The 19,111-nt window shown below is 66.1% G+C and carries 20 protein-coding genes; 8 read left to right on the top strand and 12 right to left on the bottom strand.

All coding sequences use genetic code 11. From position 1 onward, the window contains the following. The first annotated feature begins 27 nt into the window (after nt 1-27). Both secA and ACQPXH_RS08060 read left to right on the top strand, forming a co-directional pair. Nucleotides 28-2,856, top strand: coding sequence for a preprotein translocase subunit SecA (gene secA, locus ACQPXH_RS08055; protein ID WP_433601657.1), 2,829 nt, complete (start codon nt 28-30; stop codon nt 2,854-2,856). A gap of 133 nt (nt 2,857-2,989) precedes the next feature. Continuing rightward, nucleotides 2,990-3,367, top strand: a complete 378-nt coding sequence (locus tag ACQPXH_RS08060; RefSeq protein WP_433601658.1) for a nuclear transport factor 2 family protein — start codon at nt 2,990-2,992, stop codon at nt 3,365-3,367. A 24-nt stretch (nt 3,368-3,391) separates the two neighbouring features. Here the strand turns inward: ACQPXH_RS08060 and rsgA are convergent, their stop codons facing one another. The 3 genes from rsgA to ACQPXH_RS08075 all read right to left on the bottom strand — a co-directional run bounded on the left by rsgA (nt 3,392) and on the right by ACQPXH_RS08075 (nt 8,142). Beyond that, the gene (rsgA, locus tag ACQPXH_RS08065; protein WP_433603370.1) at nt 3,392-4,378 is read right to left on the bottom strand and encodes a ribosome small subunit-dependent GTPase A; all 987 of its coding nucleotides are present in this window, start codon (nt 4,376-4,378) and stop codon (nt 3,392-3,394) included. After that, nucleotides 4,375-5,685 (bottom strand): 3-phosphoshikimate 1-carboxyvinyltransferase, encoded by a 1,311-nt coding sequence (gene aroA / locus ACQPXH_RS08070; protein ID WP_433601659.1) that lies wholly within the window; start codon nt 5,683-5,685, stop codon nt 4,375-4,377. Before aroA ends, rsgA begins: the two co-directional genes overlap by 4 nt. Before the next feature lie 909 nt (nt 5,686-6,594). Further along, nucleotides 6,595-8,142, bottom strand: a complete 1,548-nt coding sequence (locus tag ACQPXH_RS08075) for an aldehyde dehydrogenase family protein (protein ID WP_433601660.1) — start codon at nt 8,140-8,142, stop codon at nt 6,595-6,597. 93 nt (nt 8,143-8,235) lie between these two features. Here ACQPXH_RS08075 and ACQPXH_RS08080 point away from each other — a divergent pair, with 93 nt between their 5' ends. Continuing rightward, entirely contained in the window at nt 8,236-9,027 is a 792-nt protein-coding gene (locus tag ACQPXH_RS08080; protein ID WP_433601661.1) for an SOS response-associated peptidase, read from the top strand. Nucleotides 9,028-9,051: 24 nt separating this feature from the next. Here the strand turns inward: ACQPXH_RS08080 and ACQPXH_RS08085 are convergent, their stop codons facing one another. Together ACQPXH_RS08085 and ybaK are read right to left on the bottom strand one after the other, a co-directional pair. Further along, complete coding sequence (locus ACQPXH_RS08085; RefSeq protein ID WP_433601662.1) at nt 9,052-9,408, bottom strand: hypothetical protein; 357 nt, start codon at nt 9,406-9,408, stop codon at nt 9,052-9,054. A gap of 74 nt (nt 9,409-9,482) precedes the next feature. Then, on the bottom strand, nt 9,483-9,977 hold the full coding sequence (ybaK, locus tag ACQPXH_RS08090; RefSeq protein WP_433601663.1) for a Cys-tRNA(Pro) deacylase: 495 nt from the start codon (nt 9,975-9,977) through the stop codon (nt 9,483-9,485). Between the two features lie 322 nt (nt 9,978-10,299). On the opposite strand from ybaK, the gene ACQPXH_RS08095 reads away from it, so the two are divergent. Beyond that, a complete protein-coding gene (locus ACQPXH_RS08095) occupies nt 10,300-10,944 on the top strand; it encodes a sigma-70 family RNA polymerase sigma factor (RefSeq protein ID WP_433601664.1) in 645 nt (214 codons plus the stop codon). A gap of 73 nt (nt 10,945-11,017) precedes the next feature. Next, entirely contained in the window at nt 11,018-11,299 is a 282-nt protein-coding gene (rsrA, locus tag ACQPXH_RS08100) for a mycothiol system anti-sigma-R factor (RefSeq protein WP_433601665.1), read from the top strand. A 70-nt stretch (nt 11,300-11,369) separates the two neighbouring features. Here rsrA and ACQPXH_RS08105 read toward each other — a convergent pair whose 3' ends face one another. After that, nucleotides 11,370-11,444: a 50S ribosomal protein bL37 gene (locus ACQPXH_RS08105; protein WP_095887907.1), complete on the bottom strand. Its 75-nt coding sequence runs from the start codon at nt 11,442-11,444 to the stop codon at nt 11,370-11,372. Between the two features lie 90 nt (nt 11,445-11,534). Between ACQPXH_RS08105 and ACQPXH_RS08110 the strand changes: the two genes are divergently transcribed. Further along, nucleotides 11,535-11,750: a biotin/lipoyl-binding carrier protein gene (locus ACQPXH_RS08110; RefSeq protein WP_433601666.1), complete on the top strand. Its 216-nt coding sequence runs from the start codon at nt 11,535-11,537 to the stop codon at nt 11,748-11,750. A 23-nt stretch (nt 11,751-11,773) separates the two neighbouring features. Beyond that, nucleotides 11,774-13,288 carry a sensor histidine kinase gene (locus tag ACQPXH_RS08115; RefSeq protein ID WP_433601667.1) on the top strand — a complete coding sequence of 505 codons (1,515 nt, stop codon included), beginning with the start codon at nt 11,774-11,776 and terminating at the stop codon, nt 13,286-13,288. Between the two features lie 582 nt (nt 13,289-13,870). Here the strand turns inward: ACQPXH_RS08115 and ACQPXH_RS08120 are convergent. Continuing rightward, nucleotides 13,871-14,125, bottom strand: a complete 255-nt coding sequence (locus ACQPXH_RS08120) for a WhiB family transcriptional regulator (protein WP_011211115.1) — start codon at nt 14,123-14,125, stop codon at nt 13,871-13,873. Nucleotides 14,126-14,379: 254 nt separating this feature from the next. Continuing rightward, nucleotides 14,380-15,324, bottom strand: coding sequence for a diacylglycerol/lipid kinase family protein (locus ACQPXH_RS08125; protein ID WP_433601668.1), 945 nt, complete (start codon nt 15,322-15,324; stop codon nt 14,380-14,382). 67 nt (nt 15,325-15,391) lie between these two features. Here ACQPXH_RS08125 and ACQPXH_RS08130 point away from each other — a divergent pair, with 67 nt between their 5' ends. Next, nucleotides 15,392-15,823, top strand: coding sequence for a hypothetical protein (locus tag ACQPXH_RS08130; protein WP_433601669.1), 432 nt, complete (start codon nt 15,392-15,394; stop codon nt 15,821-15,823). A 6-nt stretch (nt 15,824-15,829) separates the two neighbouring features. On the opposite strand, the gene ACQPXH_RS08135 is transcribed toward ACQPXH_RS08130, so the two are convergent. The 4 genes from ACQPXH_RS08135 to ACQPXH_RS08150 all read right to left on the bottom strand — a co-directional run bounded on the left by ACQPXH_RS08135 (nt 15,830) and on the right by ACQPXH_RS08150 (nt 18,983). Continuing rightward, a complete protein-coding gene (locus ACQPXH_RS08135) occupies nt 15,830-16,510 on the bottom strand; it encodes an endonuclease V (RefSeq protein WP_433601670.1) in 681 nt (226 codons plus the stop codon). Nucleotides 16,511-16,514: 4 nt separating this feature from the next. Next, on the bottom strand, nt 16,515-17,006 hold the full coding sequence (locus ACQPXH_RS08140; protein WP_433601671.1) for an N-acetyltransferase family protein: 492 nt from the start codon (nt 17,004-17,006) through the stop codon (nt 16,515-16,517). Next, on the bottom strand, nt 17,003-17,614 hold the full coding sequence (locus tag ACQPXH_RS08145) for an acid phosphatase (RefSeq protein ID WP_433601672.1): 612 nt from the start codon (nt 17,612-17,614) through the stop codon (nt 17,003-17,005). Before ACQPXH_RS08145 ends, ACQPXH_RS08140 begins: the two co-directional genes overlap by 4 nt. Nucleotides 17,615-17,744: 130 nt before the next feature. Next, entirely contained in the window at nt 17,745-18,983 is a 1,239-nt protein-coding gene (locus tag ACQPXH_RS08150; RefSeq protein ID WP_433601673.1) for an Rv3212 family protein, read from the bottom strand. Between the last annotated feature and the right edge of the window lie 128 nt (nt 18,984-19,111).

A 19,111-nucleotide genomic window follows, 5' to 3' on the forward strand; every position in this document is an offset into this window, starting at 1 on the left:
ACACCGACCAGAGGACTGACGAGACCCGTGCCTGCGCTGACACTGACGAGGTTGCTACGGATTGGTGAGGGACGCACGGTCAAGCGGCTCGCCCACCTCGCGGAAGAGGTCCTCGCGCTCGGGCCCGAGATCGAGGAGCTCACCGACCACGAGCTGCGTGCCAAGACCGACGAATTCAGGGACCGCTACGCCGACGGCGAAACGCTGGACGATCTGCTCCTGGAGGCGTTCGCGGTGGCCCGTGAGGCGTCCTGGCGGGTGTTGAACCAGAAGCACTACAAGGTGCAGATCATGGGGGGCGCGGCGCTGCACCTCGGCAATATCGCCGAGATGAAGACCGGTGAGGGCAAGACCCTGACCTGTGTGCTGCCCGCCTACCTCAACGCGATCTCCGGCGACGGCGTGCACGTCGTCACGGTCAACGACTACCTGGCCAAGCGCGATGCCGAGTGGATGGGCCGCGTGCACCGCTTCCTCGGGCTGAGCGTCGGCGTGATCCTGTCCGGTATGACCCCGGCCGAGCGTCGCGAGTCCTACAACTCCGACATCACCTACGGCACCAACAACGAATTCGGTTTCGATTACCTGCGTGACAATATGACCCACTCGCTGGACGATCTGGTCCAGCGCGGGCACAACTTCGCCGTGGTCGACGAGGTCGACTCCATCCTCATCGACGAGGCCCGCACCCCGCTGATCATCTCGGGCCCGGCCGACGCCTCCTCGAAGTGGTACGCCGAATTCGCCCGCATCGCACCGCTGTTGAAGAAGGACCTGCACTACGAGGTCGACATCAAGAAGCGCACCATCGGTGTGCACGAGGCGGGCGTGGAGTTCGTCGAGGATCAGCTCGGCATCGACAACCTCTATGAGGCGGCCAATTCGCCACTGGTGAGCTACCTGAACAACGCCATCAAGGCCAAGGAGCTCTACCACCGGGACAAGGACTACATCGTCCGCGACGGCGAGGTCATCATCGTCGACGAGTTCACCGGCCGCATCCTGGTCGGGCGCCGCTACAACGAGGGCATGCATCAGGCGATCGAGGCCAAGGAAGGCGTCGAGATCCAGCCGGAGAACCAGACCCTGGCCACCATCACGCTGCAGAACTACTTCCGCCTCTACGACAGGCTTTCCGGTATGACCGGTACCGCCGAAACCGAGGCCGCCGAGCTGCACCAGATCTACAGCCTCGGCGTGGTCCCGATTCCGACGAACAAGCCGATGGTCCGTGCGGACCAGTCCGATCTGATCTACAAGACCGAAGAGGCCAAGTTCTCGGCCGTGGTCGACGATGTCACCGAACGGCACGAGAAGGGCCAGCCGGTGCTGATCGGTACCACCAGCGTCGAGCGCTCGGAGTACCTGTCCAAGCAGTTCACCAAGCGCGGCATAGCGCACAACGTGCTGAACGCGAAGTTCCACGAGAAGGAAGCCGAGATCATCGCCGAGGCCGGTCGCCCGGGCGCGGTCACGGTCGCGACGAATATGGCCGGTCGTGGTACCGACGTCGTGCTCGGCGGTAACCCGGACATCATCACCGACATCATCCTGCGCAAGGAGGGTCTGGATCCGGTGGAGACGCCGGAGGAGTACCAGGCCGCGTGGTTGCCGACGCTGGAGCGGGTCAAGGAGCAGACCGCCGAGGATGCCGACGCGGTGCGCGATGCCGGTGGTCTGTACGTGCTCGGCACCGAGCGCCACGAATCGCGGCGTATCGATAACCAGCTGCGTGGTCGTTCCGGCCGTCAGGGTGACCCGGGTGAGTCCCGGTTCTACCTGTCGCTGGGTGACGAGTTGATGCGGCGCTTCAACGGCGCCGCGCTCGAGGCCATCATGACCAGGCTCAACCTGCCCGACGACGTGCCGATCGAGGCGAAGATGGTCTCCAAGGCCATCAAGAGCGCGCAGACCCAGGTCGAGCAGCAGAACTTCGAGATCCGCAAGAACGTGCTCAAGTACGACGAGGTGATGAACCAGCAGCGCACCGTCATCTACGGCGAGCGCAACCGGATCCTGCGTGGTGAGGACATGGAGGGCCAGGTCCAGGAGATGATCACCGATGTGGTCAGCGCCTATGTCGACGGCGCCACCGCCGAGGGCTACGTCGAGGACTGGGATCTGGACAAGCTGTGGACCGCGCTGAAGACGCTGTACCCGGTGAGCCTGGACTACAAGGAGCTGACCGGTGAGACCGGTGTCGGCGAGGCGGGCGATCTGACCAAGGACGAACTGCTCGAATCGCTGCTCGAAGACGCGCACGACGCCTACGAGAAGCGCGAACAGCAGATCGACGGTCTGGCAGGCGAGGGTTCGATGCGCAATCTCGAACGCCAGGTACTGCTTTCGGTGCTGGACCGCAAGTGGCGCGAGCACCTCTACGAGATGGATTACCTCAAGGAGGGCATCGGCCTGCGTGCCATGGCGCAGCGCGATCCGCTGGTCGAATACCAGCGCGAGGGCTTCGACATGTTCGCCGCGATGCTCGAGGGCCTGAAGGAGGAGTCCGCCGGCTTCCTGTTCAACCTGCAGGTCGAGGTGCAGCAGCCGCAGCCCGAGGGCGTCGCGGTCGATCGTGGCCTGCGCTCACCGGTCGGCGCCACCGCGCCGCGTCCACTGCCGACCCAGGAGGCGCCGGTCGGCAATGGTGCACCCGCGGCGTTGCGTGCCAAGGGGATCGGCGATTCCCGGGCCAATAACGGCTTCCACTATTCGGGTCCGGACGAGGGCGGCCACGCCGCGGTGCACAGTGACGCCGAGGAGTACGGCGACGGCGGCACTCGCCGTGAACGCCGCGAGGCGGCCCGCGCGCAGGCCAAGCCGAAGCGCGCACCGAAGACGCGTCGTCGGCACTGATTCGATCACGAAGGCGCCCATGGACTTCGAGTCCATGGGCGCCTTCGTCGTCGGTGAAGCTGATCTTTTCGAGCGACCTGCAAGCAGTCGCTAACGGCGACGAGGGGTGGTGTGGCGGAGTAGCTTACGAGGCGTGGACCGGGACGCTGTCGAGAAATGGGTCGGTGGTTATGAACGGGCCTGGCGTGCGTCGGGTACCGCGATGCTCAGGGACCTGTTCACCCGCGACGTCGAGTATCTGGTGTCGCCGTGGGCGGATCCGATCGTCGGTCTCGAACCGCTCGAGGTGTTCTGGGAGGCCGAGCGCAGTGGGCCGGACGAGGCGTTCACGATGGCAGCCGAGGTTGTCGCGGTAGAGGATTCGACCGCCGTGGTGCGGGTGAGCGTGGAATATCGGTGGGACACGCTGTCGCGCTGGCGGGATCTGTGGGTAGTGCGGTTCGACTCCAACGGTCTGTGCGACCGATTCGAGGAGTGGCCCTTCGCGCCTGAACAGGCCGACGGGCACTGACTACCAGGATTCGATGGGCACAGACTACCAGGATTCGTTGGAGTTCAGCGCGGTCAGCAGCAGGCGGATCGCGGCGACGCGGCGCTCCTTGCCGGGCAAGGCATCCAGCGCGCATTCAGGGTCCGCCGGGGGACCGAGATGGGTGCAGCCGCGGGGGCAATCCTCGATGGCGGCGGCCAGATCGGTGAAGGCGGCGATGACATCGTCGGGCGTGATGTGTGCCAGTCCGAAGGAACGGACACCGGGTGTGTCGATGACCCAGCCGCCCTGCGGGAGCGGTAGGGCGACGGATTGGGTTGAGGTGTGTTTGCCCTTGCCCACGCCGGAGACCTCGCCGACCGCGCGATCGGCATCGGGCACAAGGCGATTCACCAGCGTCGATTTGCCGACGCCGGAGTGGCCGATGAAGGCGGTGAGTCGGTCGGTGAGCAGATCGAGGACCGGTTCGCTCGGGTCGTCGATACCGCCGTAGATGATGGTGAGGTCGAGATCGTCGAAGGCTGCGGCGAATTCGGATTCGGCGGCCAGATCGTGTTTGGTCAGGCACAGAATCGGTTGCAGGCCGCCGGCATACGCGGCGACCATGGCGCGTTCGACGAAACCGGTGCGCGGCGGCGGATCGGCGAGGGCGACCACGATGAACAGCTGTTCGGCATTGCCGACGACGATCCGTTCGAACGGATCGGTGTCATCGGCGGTGCGGCGCAGGACGGTTCGGCGTTCCCCGACGCGGACGATGCGGGCCAGGGTATCGGGTCTGCCGGACAGATCGCCGACCACGTCGACCTGATCGCCGACGACGATCGGGGTGCGACCCAGTTCCCTGGCCCGCATGGCGACGATCAGCTTGTCCGGATCGCCGCCGAGCACGCAACCCCAGCGACCGCGGTCCACCGAAACGACCATGGCCGCTTCCGCATCATTGTGCTGCGGACGGGTTTTCGTGCGTGGACGAGACGATTTGCCCGGGCGCACCCGGACATCCGACTCGTCGTAATCGCGTCTTCTCAGCGGGCCGCTCCCTGATCGGTGAGCGTGGGATCGAGCATCTGCTCCCACAGGCCGACGAATCCGGGCAGCGTCTTGGCCGTGGTGCCGATATCCTCGATCGCCACGCCGGGCACCCGGAGTCCGAGAATCGCACCGGCCGTTGCCATTCGGTGGTCGGCATAGGAATGCCAGTTGCCGCCGCGCAGCGGGGCCGGGGTGATCTCGAGTCCGTCCTCGGTCTCGGTGACATTGCCGCCGAGCCGGTTGATCTCGGTGGACAGGGCCGCGAGCCGATCGGTCTCGTGGCCGCGCAGATGGGCGATACCGCGCAGCCTGGACGTTGAATCCGCAAGTGCCGCAAGGGCGGCCACGGTCGGGGTCAACTCGCCGACATCGTGCAGATCGATATCGATACCGGCAAGGCGCTCCGGGCCGCGCACGGTCAGCACACCGTCGAACCGGGTGACGTCGGCGCCCATCCGAACCAGGATCTCCCGGATCACATCACCGGGCTGGGTGGTCAGGCGCGGCCAGTGCGGGATGCGGACCTCGCCACCGGTGACGGCGGCCGCGGCCAGGAAGGGCGTGGCATTGGACAGATCCGGCTCCACATCCCAGTTCACCGCGCGGATCGGCCCGGGTGCGACGGTCCAGGTCTGGGCCTTGCGGCTGTCGGCCGGGGCATCGACGGCGACCTCGGCGCGCCGCAGCATCTCCACCGTCATCTCGATATGCGGCATCGAGGGCAGTGCCTTGCCGTCGTGGTGCACCACGATGCCCTCCTCGAACCGGGCCGCCGACAGCAGCAGTCCGGAGACGAACTGGGACGATCCGGAGGCATCGATGGTGACCGCGCCGCCGCGCAGCGCACCCTTGCCGTGCACCGTGAACGGCAGTGCGTCACCCTCGATTTCCGCGCCGATCCGGCGCAGTGCTTCCAGAATGGTGCCGAGTGGACGAACCCGGGCCTGCTCGTCACCGTCGAAGGCGACATCGCCGGTGGCCAGGGCCGCGACCGGGGGCAGGAACCGCATGACGGTGCCGGCCAGGCCGCAGTCGACGGTGCCGCCGTGCAGCGGCGCGGGTGTCACGGTCAGCGTGTCCGCGTCGCCCTCGATCCGTGCGCCCAATGCGCACAGCGCACCGATCATGAGTTCGGTGTCGCGGCTGCGCAACGCGCCGGAAATTGTTGAGGGACCCTCGGCGAGTGCGGCCAGGATCAGGGCCCGATTCGTGATCGATTTCGATCCGGGCAGGGTCACGGTCGCGTGCACGGGGACATCGACATGGGGCGCTGGCCAGAAACTCACCCGTCCATCTTCGCCCATCGCGTCACCGGACACACGGGCTGGGCTGTGTTTATTGGCAGCGCCTTCGGCGCTGCGTGTTCGCGGCCCCCTGGTGTCTCGCGTCCGAGCCGTCGAGACTCGCGCCTGCGGCGCATCGCTTCGACGGCTCGGACGCGAGACGGGCCGCGAACGGTCGCTCGTAGGACTCGCTCCGTGGTGGTTGGTGACGGCGGATCGTTCAGCACCTGATGCACTCGCATCGGATGGTCGAATCCCGTGCGTGCGGCACATGTGCTTCCGCGGCTCGGACGCGAGACGGGCCGCGAACGGTCGCTCGTAGGACTCGCTCCGTGGTGGTTGGTGACGGCGGATCGTTCAGCACCTGATGCACTCGCATCGGATGGTCGAATCCCGTGCGTGCGGCACATGTGCTTCCGCGGCTCGGACGCGAGACGAGCCGCGAACGGGTCGCTCCTAAGACTCGCTCCGATGGGGTCACCAACAGCGGATCGTTCGGCAGCGATGCGTACGCGCCGGACGGTCGGGGGCCCCGCCTCCGGCGCATGCGCTTCGACGGCTCGGACGTGAGATGGGCCGCGAACGGGTCGCTCCTAAGACTCGCTCCGATGGGGTCACCAACAGCGGATCGTTCGGCAGTGATGCGTATGCGCCGGACGGTCGGGGGCCCGCCTCCGGCGCATGCGCTTCGACGGCTCGGACGCGAGACGGGCCGCGAACGGTCGCTCGTGGGACACAGCTCCGTGGTGGTTGGTGATGGTGGAGCGTTCGGCATCCGAGGTACGTGACGGATGGTCGAGTCCTGCGGGTGTGGTGCGTTCGTTTCGGTCTCTCGGAGGTGAGGCGGGCCGTGAACGGTCGGTCGTAGACTCGCTCCGTTGTGAGTCGGCAGTGTGCGGGGCTCGCCCGACATGCGAGCTCGGGGCCAACCTACTTGTGGCGTCCGTGCAGGATCGGGACCATGCGACGCAGCAGCTTCATGGTGGACTGGGTACGCGAGTAGCTGAGCAGTGCCATGCCGGGAATCGCGAAGCGCTGCACCGCGATCGAATGTGGCCGGGCGAATTCGCGCAGGCCGGGCTCGCCGTGGATGCGCCCGATTCCGGAATCGCCGACACCGCCGAACGGCAGCCCGGCGATGGCGGCGAAGGCGAGTACGGAGTTCACCGAGGTCGCGCCGACGCGCAGCCTGCGCGCGATCTCCAGGCCGTTCTTCTTCGAGTAGACCGCTGAGGACAGGCCGTATTTGGACTTGTTCGCCAGCTCGACCGCTTCGTCGACGCCGTCCACCGTGCGAATGGTGACGGTCGGGCCGAAGGTCTCCTCGGCCACTGCCTCGGAGTTCTCGTCCACATCGAGCAGCACGACCGGCTCGATGAACGGACCCTTGACCGACTCCGGCCCGCCGAGCACCGCGGTGCCGCCGTTCTTCAGCGCGTCATCGATATGGCGACGCACGATATCGATCTGGCTGGGCATGGTCATCGGACCGTAGGAAGCATCGGCGTCCGAGCCCGGCTTGATGTCCTTCAGAATGCGCTCGACCTCGGCGACGAATTCGTCGCGCACCGAGCGGTCCACGTAAACCCGCTCCACACCGGCGCAGGTCTGGCCACTGTTGGCGGTGGCGCCCCAGGCGACCGCATCGGCGGCGGCCTTCACATCGGCATCGCCCGCGACGATCACCGCATCCTTACCGCCGCATTCCAGCAGCACCGGGGTCAGCGATTCGGCGGCCGCGGCCATGATCTTCTTGCCGGTCGCGGTGGAGCCGGTGAACGCGATCTTGTCCACCCCCGCCTGAACCAGCGCTGCGCCTGTCGCGCCGTAACCATTGACCGTCTCGAAGACGCCCTCGGGCAGCTCCGGATTGGCCTTCTTGAACGCGTCGGAGAGGAAATTGCCGATGCCGGTGGAGAATTCGCTCGGTTTGAAGACGACGGTATTGCCCGCGGCCAGGGCATAGGCTATGGAGCCGTTCGGGGTGTAGACCGGATAGTTCCACGGGCCGATCACACCGATGACACCGAGCGGACGCTGCTCCAATCGCGCGGAGAAGTTCGCCATCAACGCGCCGGGGAAGATCTTCTTCGGCGACAGCACCTTCTTGGCGTTCTTGGCCGCCCAGGCGATGTGCTCGAGCGCGAGCATCAACTCGAGGAACGCGTCGTCGAGTGGTTTGCCGTTCTCCTTGTGGATGAGCGCGGTGAACTCCGCGGCGTCCGCGACCAACCGGCTCGACCAGCGCAGCAGATGTTTGCGCCGTACGTCGAAGCTCAGTGCGCCCCAGGTGGCGGCGGCGGTACGGGCCGTGGCGACGGCGGCGCGCACCGCGTCCGCTTCCGCGATGGTGTGGGTGGCTATGACCTCTCCGGTGGCCGGATCGACCGATGTCAGCGCCGTCTGTGGCGCCGCTGGGGTGGTCTCGATGGTTGTCACGGTTGGTCTCTCCTCTTGCCGAGATAAGTTAACGACCATTCTCTGAGATGATGCTATGCCACAACTCTCACCAGGTCACCCCTCCGGTCAATTCTTCCCGAGTCTGTCGGCGCCGCGTGCAAGTATCGAGATATGTGCGGCAGATATGCGACAACTACCGATCCCGGTCGGCTCGCCGCCGAACTGGACGCCATCGACGAGACGCCGGCCGCTGACAACGGCGGTGCCGCCAACTACAACGTGGCACCGACCACCCAGGTGCTGACCGTGGTGGAGCGCCATGAGCACGGCCACCCCGACGACGACCCCAGGTTGCGCGTCCGGCGGATGCGCTGGGGCCTGATCCCGGTCTGGACCAAGGCCGCCGAACCCGGCGTGCCGGTCAAGGGCAAACCGCTGTTCAATGCCCGCGCCGACAAGGCAGCGACCACGCCGTCGTTCCGCGATGCGGTGAAGTATCGCCGCTGTCTGGTTCCGATGGACGGCTGGTACGAGTGGTTGGTCGAACCGGATGCCGGGACCAAGGGCAAGGTCGCGAAACATCCGTACTTCATGGCGAATGCCGATGGCTCACGGCTGTATATGGCCGGATTGTGGTCGGTGTGGCGGGACCGTTCGCAACAGGAGAGCGAACCGCTGCTGTCGTGCACCATCCTGACCACCGACGCCGTCGGTGAGCTCACGCGGATCCACGATCGGATGCCGCTGCCCATGCCGCAAGAGAATTGGGCGGCCTGGCTGGATCCGGATCATCCGGCGCCGGCCACGCTGCTCGGGACGCCAACCGAGGAATCGGTGGCGGGCATTGTGGCGCGTCCGGTTTCGTCGCTGGTCAACAGTGTGCGCAATAACGGTCCTGAGTTGTTGGCGCCGTTGGACTCTCGGGCCGGTACGGAAAAGGCCGGGCAGATCAGCTTGCTGTGATCGCTCGGCCCGCCGTTCATCGACTCAGAGCTGGCACTTCACGCTGTTCGTCACGATATTCAGCACGCACTTGGCGATACCGCCGCCCAGGTCGATGACTTTGCGAGCCACGCCGCCGCCCAGGTCGATGACCTTGCCCGCGACGCCGCCGCCCAACTTCTCGGCCTTGTCGGCCTTCTCATCCTTCGTCGGGTTGTTGTTCTTCGGCCCGTCGTCGACGACATGCTCGTCGAACGGAAAGTCGTTGACGTCGATCACCAGGGGGCTGCCAGGTGCGGCGGTGGCCGTGGGCGCTAGCAGCGCGACCGGGCCGTTGGCGAGCAGGAGAACTCCGAACAGAGTGACGATCACGGTGCTGCACAATCGCTGGCGCGCGGACATTTCGCATCACATCCTCGAGTCGGACGATCTGGGCCCGTTCAGTAACGCACAAATGTTGCCGACGTGATGCGGATTTATCCGGATGTGACTGGTGCGGTTACTGCATCGGTGAGTCGGACCAGGTCCGCCGGTGCCAATTCGATCTCCAATCCGCGCCTTCCCGCGCTGCAGAGCATACGGTCCCAGGCCAATGCCGAGGCATCGACCACGGTGGGCAGCAGCTTGCGCTGGCCGAGCGGGGAGATGCCGCCGAGTATGTAACCGGTGATTCGCTCGGCCTTCGCCTTATCCGCCATGGCCGCCCTGGGCGCACCGAGCGCCGCGGCAGCCGCCTTGAGCGACAAGGTATTCGGCACCGGTAGCACCGCGACCGCGAACGCGCCGGTCGACAATTCGATCACCAGCGTTTTGAAGATCTGCGCCGCCGTCACCCCGACCTCGGCGGCGAGTGCGTCGACCGCCTCGGTGCCGTAGGAGTCGGCACGCGGATCGTGCTTGTACGCGTGCACGCGGTGGGCCACACCGGCCTTGGCCAGAGTGCGGATCGCCGGGGTCGAGGCTCCTGCCATGCCGGTCACCCTAATGGCGGTCCGCAACGCGTTTTTCGGTGCGGGAGTTCGCTATGGGAACACCGGCGCGCGCGGACATGTTGCATGCGATACGGAAGCCGCGCGGCGGTTGTACGACGTGAAGGAGAGGTCGGTGCCGGTTCTGCTCGAAGAACGTCCGGTGACGTCGCTGGAGTCCGATTGGCGGCGCTCCCGGCGCCCTACGTGGTTACGCTCCGCTACCGCCTCCGGGCGCGTCGAGAGCGCCGCGGGGGACTCTCAGTTCTCACTCGATCTGGTCACGCCTGTAGATTTGGCAGGTACGGCGATCGAAGGGATTGGTGTGACGAGCGACGATGACGTGGTGACCGACGGTGCGGTCGGCGCCTCGGTCGACGATACCGAGCTGGTGCAGCGATTCGAGCGTGATGCGCTCCCGCTGCTCGACCAGCTCTACGGTGCCGCGCTGCGCATGACCCGGAATCCGGCCGATGCCGAGGATTTGGTGCAGGAGACCTACGTCAAGGCGTTCCAGGGCTTCAAATCCTTCAAGGAGGGCACCAATCTGCGTGCCTGGCTCTACCGGATCCTGACCAACACCTACATCAACTCCTACCGCAAGAAGCAACGCCAGCCCGCGCAGTATCCGACCGACGAGATCACCGACTGGCAGCTCGCCGCCACCGCCGAGCACACTTCGACCGGGCTGCGTTCGGCCGAGGTGGAGGCACTGGACGCGCTGCCGGACGACGACATCAAGGCCGCACTGCAGGAGCTGCCGGAGGAGTTCCGGATGGCGGTGTACTACGCGGATGTCGAGGGTTTCCCATATAAGGAAATCGCCGACATCATGGGTACCCCCATCGGTACGGTGATGTCCCGGCTGCATCGTGGCCGCAAGCAGCTCAAAGGATTGCTCGCCGATGTGGCGCGCGAACGTGGATTCAACCGCAACGGCGCGGAACGCCAGGAGGTCAAGCAGGCATGAGCGAGCGTAGCGAGCGAATCAACGGCACAGCACCTTCCGGTGCGACGGAACCGAGCGCCAGCGAGGTGCAGTCGTGACGGAGCGTGACCCTGATATGGAGTTGGACTGCACGGCTGTGCTCGCCGACGTCTGGCTCATGCTCGACGGTGAATGTGACGATGCCACCCGGGCCCGGTTGCAGCACCACATGGATCACTGCTCACCGTGCATCGAGGCCTACGGCATCGAGGAGAAGGTCAAGAGCCTGCTGAGCCGCAAGTGCGGCGGCGATCGGGCGCCGGATTCACTGCGCGATCGGCTGAGTCTGGAAATCCGCCGATCCGTCACGGTCACGCGGGTCGAGACCACCGAGTAGTTCCGGAACAGAAAAAACACCGAGTGCCTACGGAAGATCATGGCCCTCGGTGTTTTTCGTCTGTTACGGCTCAGGCGTTAGGACGCTTGCCGTGGTTGGCCGCGCTTCCCTTGCGGCTGCGCTTCTTACGACCACGCTTACCCATAGGTAGTCTCCCTTCTGATCGAAGGCCATTCTTTCATGTGTGGTTGGCTGTAGTTTCAGCGGATACTGGCGAACGAGCGGATGAGGTGTCATGGCGGAGGAAGTGCTCTCGGAGCTGGTATCGGTCGTGCAGCAGGTTGTCGTTGCCGAGGGTGACGAGGTACACGAGGGCGACACCCTGGTGATCCTCGAGTCTATGAAAATGGAGATTCCGGTGCTCGCCGAGAGCGGTGGCACGGTGACCTCGATCGGCGTCGAAGAGGGCGATGCGATCAAGGCCGGGCACCTGATCGCCGTCATCTCTTAACTTCTGAAGCGGGTAGATCGAAAATGGCGACACTGAGTGAGCTGCTGGCCGAACACACCGACCTACCCGGCGTCGCCGTGGACCATCTGCAGCGGGTGGTCGGCGATTGGCAACTGCTCGCCGATCTGTCCTTCGCGGATCTGCTGCTGTGGGTAGGTGCGGGACCGATCGTCGACGGTGCCGATATCGTCTGCGTGGCACAGTGTCGCCCGACGACCGCGCCCACTGTCCATCCGGAGGACCGGGTCGGCGGAACGGCGTTGCAGACCGATCATCCGCAGGTGTTCGACGCGCTGATGACCGGCAAGATCGTGCGCGCGGACAGTGATATCGAGGCCGAGGGTGTCTACCATCCGCATCCGGTGCACGCCATCCGCGAGGCCATTCCGGTGCGCTGCGGCGACGATGTCATCGCGGTGCTCAGCCGCGATACCGATCTGCAGCGCTCGCGCGTGCGCAGCACGCTGGAGATCGCCTATGTCGCCTGCGCCGACGATCTGTGCCAGATGATCGCCGACGGCACCTTCCCGACCATCGAGGACCGCGCCGCGACGCACTCCAGTCCGCGTGCGGGCGACGGCTTCATCCGGCTCGATACCGAGGGCATCGTCGTCTACGCCAGCCCGAATGCGCTGTCGGCGTATCACCGGATGGGGCTGCAGTCGGATCTGGCCGGTCAGGATCTGGCCGTCACCACCCGGTCGCTGATCACCGATCCGTTCGACGCCCAGGAGGTCGTCGGCGATATCCAGGCCGCCCTGGCTGGACGCACCGGGCGTCGCATGGAGGTCGAGGCGCGCGGCGCCACTGTGCTGCTGCGCACCCTGGTGCTGCGCCCGCACGGGGAACTGGCCGGGGCCGCGGTGCTGGTCCGCGACGTCACCGAGGTCAAGCGCCGCGACCGCGCGCTGCTCAGCAAGGACGCGACCATCCGTGAGATCCATCACCGGGTGAAGAACAATCTGCAGACCGTCGCCGCGCTGTTGCGGTTGCAGGCGCGCCGAACCGAGAACGAGGAGGCGCAGGTCGCGCTGACCGAATCGGTGCGCCGGGTCACCTCGATCGCCTCGGTGCACGAGATGCTGTCGATGTCGGTGGACGAAGAGGTCGATCTCGACGAAGTCGTGGACCGGCTGTTGCCGATCATGGCCGATGTCGCGACCGTGCACACCGCGAGAATCAAAGTGCGCCGGGCGGGTTCGCTCGGCGTGTTCTCCGCCGAACGTGCCACCCCGCTGGTGATGGTGCTCACCGAACTTGTGCAGAACGCCATCGAGCACGCCTTCGATTCCGGCGAAAACGGCACGGTGACAATCCGTTCCGAGCGTTCGGCGCGCTGGCTGGACGTGATCATCAGCGATGACGGCCGCGGCCTGCCGCCGGGTTTCAGCCTGGAATCCTCCGACCGCCTCGGCCTGCAGATCGTGCGCACTCTGGTCACCGCCGAACTCGGCGGCTCCATCGGTTTACACCCAGGCGCCGACATCGGCACCGACGCCGTGCTGCGAGTCCCATTGGGCCGCCGCTCAGGCCGCTGAGTCGAATTTGCCTGACAAGCAATAAAACTCAGCTTTCACGCCATAACTGACCACCACGGAGCGAGTCCTACGAGCGACCGTTCGCGGCCCGTCTCGCGTCCGAGCCGTCGAAGCGATGCGACGAAGTCGCGAGCCTCGCACCCGACGCGCGCATCCAGTGCTGAACGATCCCCCATCACCAACCACCACGGAGCGAGTTTTGCGAGCGACCGTTCGCGGCCCGTCTCGCGTCCGAGCCGTCGAAGCGATGCGACGAAGTCGCGAGCCTCGCACCCGACGCGCGCATCCGGTGCCGAACGATCCGCCATCACCGACCACCACGGAGCGAGTTTTGCGAGCGACCGTTCGCGGCCCGTCTCGCGTCCGAGCCGTCGAAGCGATGCGACGAAGTCGCGAGTCTCGACGGCTCGGACGCGAGACACCAGGGGGCCGCGAACACGCCGCGGCCACGCGGCCAAAAACAGAGCCGCGAACACGCGGCGCCGCAATTCAACACAGGCACAAAATAGCCCGGCACCTGAGTGCCGGGCTTGATTGCGTTACCGGGCCGGGCTGAGAGGTCCGGTAACGCTGGTCGTCCTACTAGACGACGGTGCGGGTGCGCGTGCGGGCGTTGCGACGCTTGAGCGCGCGACGCTCGTCCTCGCTCATACCACCCCACACGCCGGCATCCTGCCCGGACTTCAGGGCCCAGGACAGGCAGTCAGCGGTGACGGGGCAGCGAGCGCAGACCAGCTTGGCATCGGCAATCTGCGCGAGCGCCGGACCACTGTTACCCACCGGGAAGAACAGTTCGGGGTCCTCATCGCGACAGATGGCCTTGTGGCGCCAGTCCATTCCTCTGCTCCTTTGCTGGGCGCCGCAAAGGGCGGCGCCTACGGTTTGTGGATCGTTCACTTGTGCGACTCGAATGTTTCCGCACGGTTGCTTGTGAATGCTTTCACGAACACCGTAGATGTCAATAGGTATCCGGTGCACCGTGGGGAAGCTCACGCTGTCAAGGAACCCCTTGGGGAACCTGCCCGGTCCTTTGTACTCGCTCTACCCGGTTTTCGCAGCACAACACCGAGTTTTTTTCCCGCGTTTCGTGCTCATTTCGGGCGGGGGGCAACGACCTCGAGCACGTCGGGCACGGCTGTGAAATCCACCATGTTGCGTTTTCCGATAAAGTCGCCATCGATTTGCAGGCCGATCGGCTCGCTGGCCTCGATGTGCACGGACGGCACATCGTCCTCACGAAATAGGTTGCGGGACTTGGGATTTCCATTGGCCGCGAGAAGCTGCCCGGCGAGCAGCAGGGTGGAGATCACCGACATCGACCGCACGGCAAACACGCCGAGACCGGTTTCGAAGGCGGTACCGGGGTTGGTGTGCACCGGGGTGGCGTTCAGGTAGGTCCACGGGCTGGCGTTCGTTACGAAGGCGTAATGGACCTCACTGATCGGGTCGAATCCCGGGATCTCGATCCGGACGCGAGGCTCCTTGCGCTTCGACTTGAAAAACTGTCGGACAGTGGTGCGAACGTAGCGGCCGGGGGTGGCGGCATGGCCGTTGGCGCGGCTGTTGTCGATCGCTTCGCAGACATCGGCGTCGAGGCCGACACCGGCGCTGAAGCCGAACCAGCGGTCATCGGCGAGGCCGAGCCCGATTTTGCGGTCGTGGTCGAGGGTGAGCAGATCAATGAGCTGGTTGGTTGCGGTCACCGGATCCGGGGAGATGCCGAGGGCACGCGCGAACACATTCGCCGAGCCGCCCGGAATCACGCCGAGGCGCGGCAGCCAGGCCTGTCCGTCGTCGACCTGGGGCAGCGGCAGATAGCCGTTGATCGTCTCGTTGACCGTCCCATCGCCGCCGTGCACGACGATCAGGTCCATCTCGTTGGTTGCTGCCCACTGCGCCAATTCCGCCGCGTGGCCACGGTGCTGGGTATGCGCGACGGTCAGCTGAGTCCGGCTCTCCAACGCGTGCGCCAGCAGGTCCCGCGTCGCCGGCGTAGTCGAGGTGGCATTCGGATTCACGATCAGCAACGTCCGCACCTTCGGCAGCCTAATCGGCGCACGGCCAGGTCCGAACAGCCGCCGAGTGCGTTCTAGGCTTGGCCACGTGGCGGACAGCGGCAAAGACGAGGTTTCGGCGGGTGTGCCCGCGACGGTGCGCGGTGCGGGCGGATTGGTCGCGCTGGAGGGAGCGGCGGCCGTGGTCGTGGCGATCGTGCTGATCGTGCGTGGCCTGCTCGGATACGATCAGAGCGCCGCGAGCGGATACGGCACTGCCGCGTGGTTCGGGATTCTCGGCGGCGCGGTGCTCGCGGCAGGGATCGGACTTTTTCTCGGGCACCGATGGGGGCGTGCCATCGCCGTGATCGCACAGGTGCTGCTGCTTCCGGTGACCTGGTCGTTGCTGACCGATTCGCATCAACCGGTGCTCGGCGCGCTGCTCGGCCTGGTCGTGGTGGGCGCGCTGGTGTTCTTGTTCGCGCCCGCGTCGAATCGCTGGATGGCCGAGGTGTACGGGATCGAACCGGAATCGAAGTAACCGGGATCAGGCGGTGACTGCGCGCAGTGCCTGACGGCACAGGTGATCGGCCCGGCGGGTGGTTTCCGGCTGACGGTAGCGCGGGGTGAGCGCGAGCACCTGGGTGCATGCGGTGTCCAGGTCGATGAGATGTCCGATCGAGACGAAGACCGGTTTGACGCCGCGCCGCGTGCGCAGCGCGCGCCCGACAACTTCGCCGTCCATCGCGATATCGCTGACTGCGCCGCGCTCCGGACCGGGCTCGGCGTAGTCGCCCCACGGTGTCTTGGCCACGCCGATCGTCGGTGTGCCCGTGAGGATTCCGACGTGGCAGGCCAAGCCGAAGCGGCGCGGATGGGCGAGTCCCTGGCCATCGCAGATCAGCAGATCCGGTGTGGTACTGAGCTTTTCGAGTGCGGTGAGGGCTATCGGCAGTTCACGGAAGGACAGCAGGCCCGGCACGTAAGGGAAGGTGACCGGGCCGTGCGCTACCGCGGTATCGACGGGATCCAGTGTGGCACTGTCCAATACGACGGCGGCTGCGGCGGCGATGCCGGTTTCGTCGTCGTAGGCGGAATCGAGTCCGGCGACGGTGCGGAAATGCGGTGGATGCGGTCCGGTCGTAATCACCAATGGCCGCAACGCATCCTGGATCGCCATGGCCTCGTCCGCGGTGGTCGGCCAATCCGTGGGTGCGGTAACCCTCACGCGCTCACCAGGCTTCGGCGGCGAGCTTATCGATGGCCGCACCGGTGAGCCGGTAGCCGACCCATTCGTCCTGCGGTTCGGCGTCGACGGATTTGTAGAACTCGATGGCGGGCGTATTCCAGGTCAGCACGGCCCAGTCGACCCGGCTGTAGCCCTTGGCGGCGGCCTCCTCGGCGAGGGCCGCCAGCAGCGCCTTGCCGTAACCCTTGCCGCGGGTCTCCGGTTCGACGTACAGGTCCTCCAGGTAAATGCCGTGTACGCCGGTCCAGGTGGAGTAGTTCAGGAACCAGATCGCGCAGCCGACCACACCGGTTTCGTCTTCGACGACATGGGCGAAAACCGCGGGCGACGGGCCGAACAGCGCGGTGTCGAGTTGCTCGGCGGTGAGCGTGCACTCCGCGCGGGACTTCTCGTACTCGGCGAGATCCTCGACCAGGCCGACTATGGCGGGTACATCGGCGGGGGTGGCGCGTCGAACCTGGGCGGTGCGGGTCATAGTGCGGCTCCATGGTTTGCGGGAACTAGGTTGTGCGCCAGGATGGTTCGGTCGTCGTGTTCGTAACCGAGCACGGTGATCGCGGCGGTCGACATGGCGAAGCGCCGCCCCTCCCGGATATCGAGCTCGGCCCAGCGGGCGATCAGCGCCCGGGAGAAATGACCGTGGCCGACCAGCACGATATCCCGGTCCGCCAGTATGGGTTCGACCGATGCCAGCACCCGATCGGCGCGCGCACTGACCTGTGCGGCCGTCTCGCCGCCCGGCGCGACTCCGGTCCAGATGGTCCAGCCGGGATCGTGCGCACGGATCTCGACGGAGGTCTGCCCCTCGTAGTCGCCGTAATCCCATTCGGCAAGATCGTCGTCGACGACGGTATCGGTCAGCCCAGCGAGCGCCGCCGTGCGCACCGCGCGTTGACGCGGACTGGTGAGCACCAGCGGGTCGCGCAGCTTCAGCTCGCCGAGTAGCCCGCCCGCGGCGCGCGCCTGCTCCTCACCGCGCTCGGTGAGCGGCAGATCGGTGCGGCCGGTGTGGCGCCGCTGGCTGGACCAGGTGGTTTCGCCGTGCCGGAGCAGGACCAGACGGGCGTCGTCGCGTGCGGACATCGCTAGTCCGCCGCCCCGAATCTTGTGCCGGTCGTCGGTGCCTCGATCGTCATTTGCCGGGCCGGCAGTAGGTGCCGCCGGGTTTTTGGGCGTTCCCGATGAGTTACCCATGTTCTTACTAAATCAGTAATCACGAGCCCAGTGCGAACATCTCGGCTCCACGTCTTTCCAGCACAGTTGTGCCGAGGACGGCGAGCGAGATGGGCGAGCCGTCGTAGCCGGGGCGGGCAACCGGAATGCGCGACACCTCGGTGCCCGAAGTGGGATCGAGGACCGCGATGGCGCCATCGACCGGCACGAGTAGTCGGCCCGCCATGAAGACGGGACTGCCGAGTGCGCCGGGGGCGGCCCAGATCGGATCGAAAGTACCCGCGTTCAAGGCGATCAGGCTGTTGCCGGTGAATACCAGGAACAGCGAACTGATCCGAGTGGTTGTCGTCTTATCGCTCAGCGGTGCGGAAAGTTGGTGCACCACAAGCGCATTCCCGGTGCCGTCGAAGACCTCCAGCCGCGGTGAAATCGCCTCGGCGGTCGCGGTCGCGGGCATACCCGGCAGGTAGAGCACGATTCGGTTGTCGGACACCGCGATTACCCGCCCGTCGGGAGAGTCCGCACCGGATCCGTTGAGCACATGCGAGCCGTACTCCTCGGGCACCGTATTGTCCTTCGGCGCCGGATTGAGCACGCTCAGCCGATTGGACGGATCTTCGGGGCAGCGTTCGAGGACGGCGAGCCGGGTGGAGCTCGAACTCGACGAGATCAGCTTGCAGCCCTTGCGCGGTTGGGTTTTCACGTTCACGGGTGCGTCGACGTAACCGTATTCGAGGGTGCGCACCAGATCCGAGCGCCACATCTCCAGCCGCCGCGGGCCCTGGGCCAGCACATAGGTGCCGTCGACCGATAGCTGCACGGTCGGGTCCATATAACTGCTGCGGGCGGTTCGGCGGGAACCGTCCTCACCGGCCAGCAACGTGGCCTGGCTGCAGCCGCGCTGATCCTTGTACACCGCGATCACCGTGCCGAACTGCGACTCCACGCCGCACAGCGGTAGGTCGCGCCGGTAGTGCCACACTTGCGCACCGGTACGCGGATCGTGTCCGGTGACCGTGCCATCCGCTCCTGTCACGACCGTGCCCGCGGCCACCAGCGCCCGGTTCGCCGCGGGGTCCGGAGCATGCCACAGCTCGCGCAGGCTGGTCGGAACCTGATCGGCGACCGCGGGAGTGGAAACCGGATGTTCCGCCGTCACCGATTCGGTGCCCCTGGCATCACTGTGCGCCCACACCACCGCCGCCGCGATCACCACGACCACGGCGATCGCGACTGCGGAGATGATGTCGGCGCGCGTTCGCCGCTCGGGTGCGAGCACGTTTGCGAGACTACAACGTGTCGCCCGGGGGATGCGATCGGTCTCGCGTGGGCATCCGCCGACGTAGGACGGCCGCAGCCGCGTTCAATGGCGCTCACCTGCCGGTATTTCCACGTTCGGCGACCCGT

Source organism: Nocardia sp. CA-135953, from assembly GCF_050955735.1.
Classification (GTDB): Bacteria; Actinomycetota; Actinomycetes; order Mycobacteriales; family Mycobacteriaceae; genus Nocardia.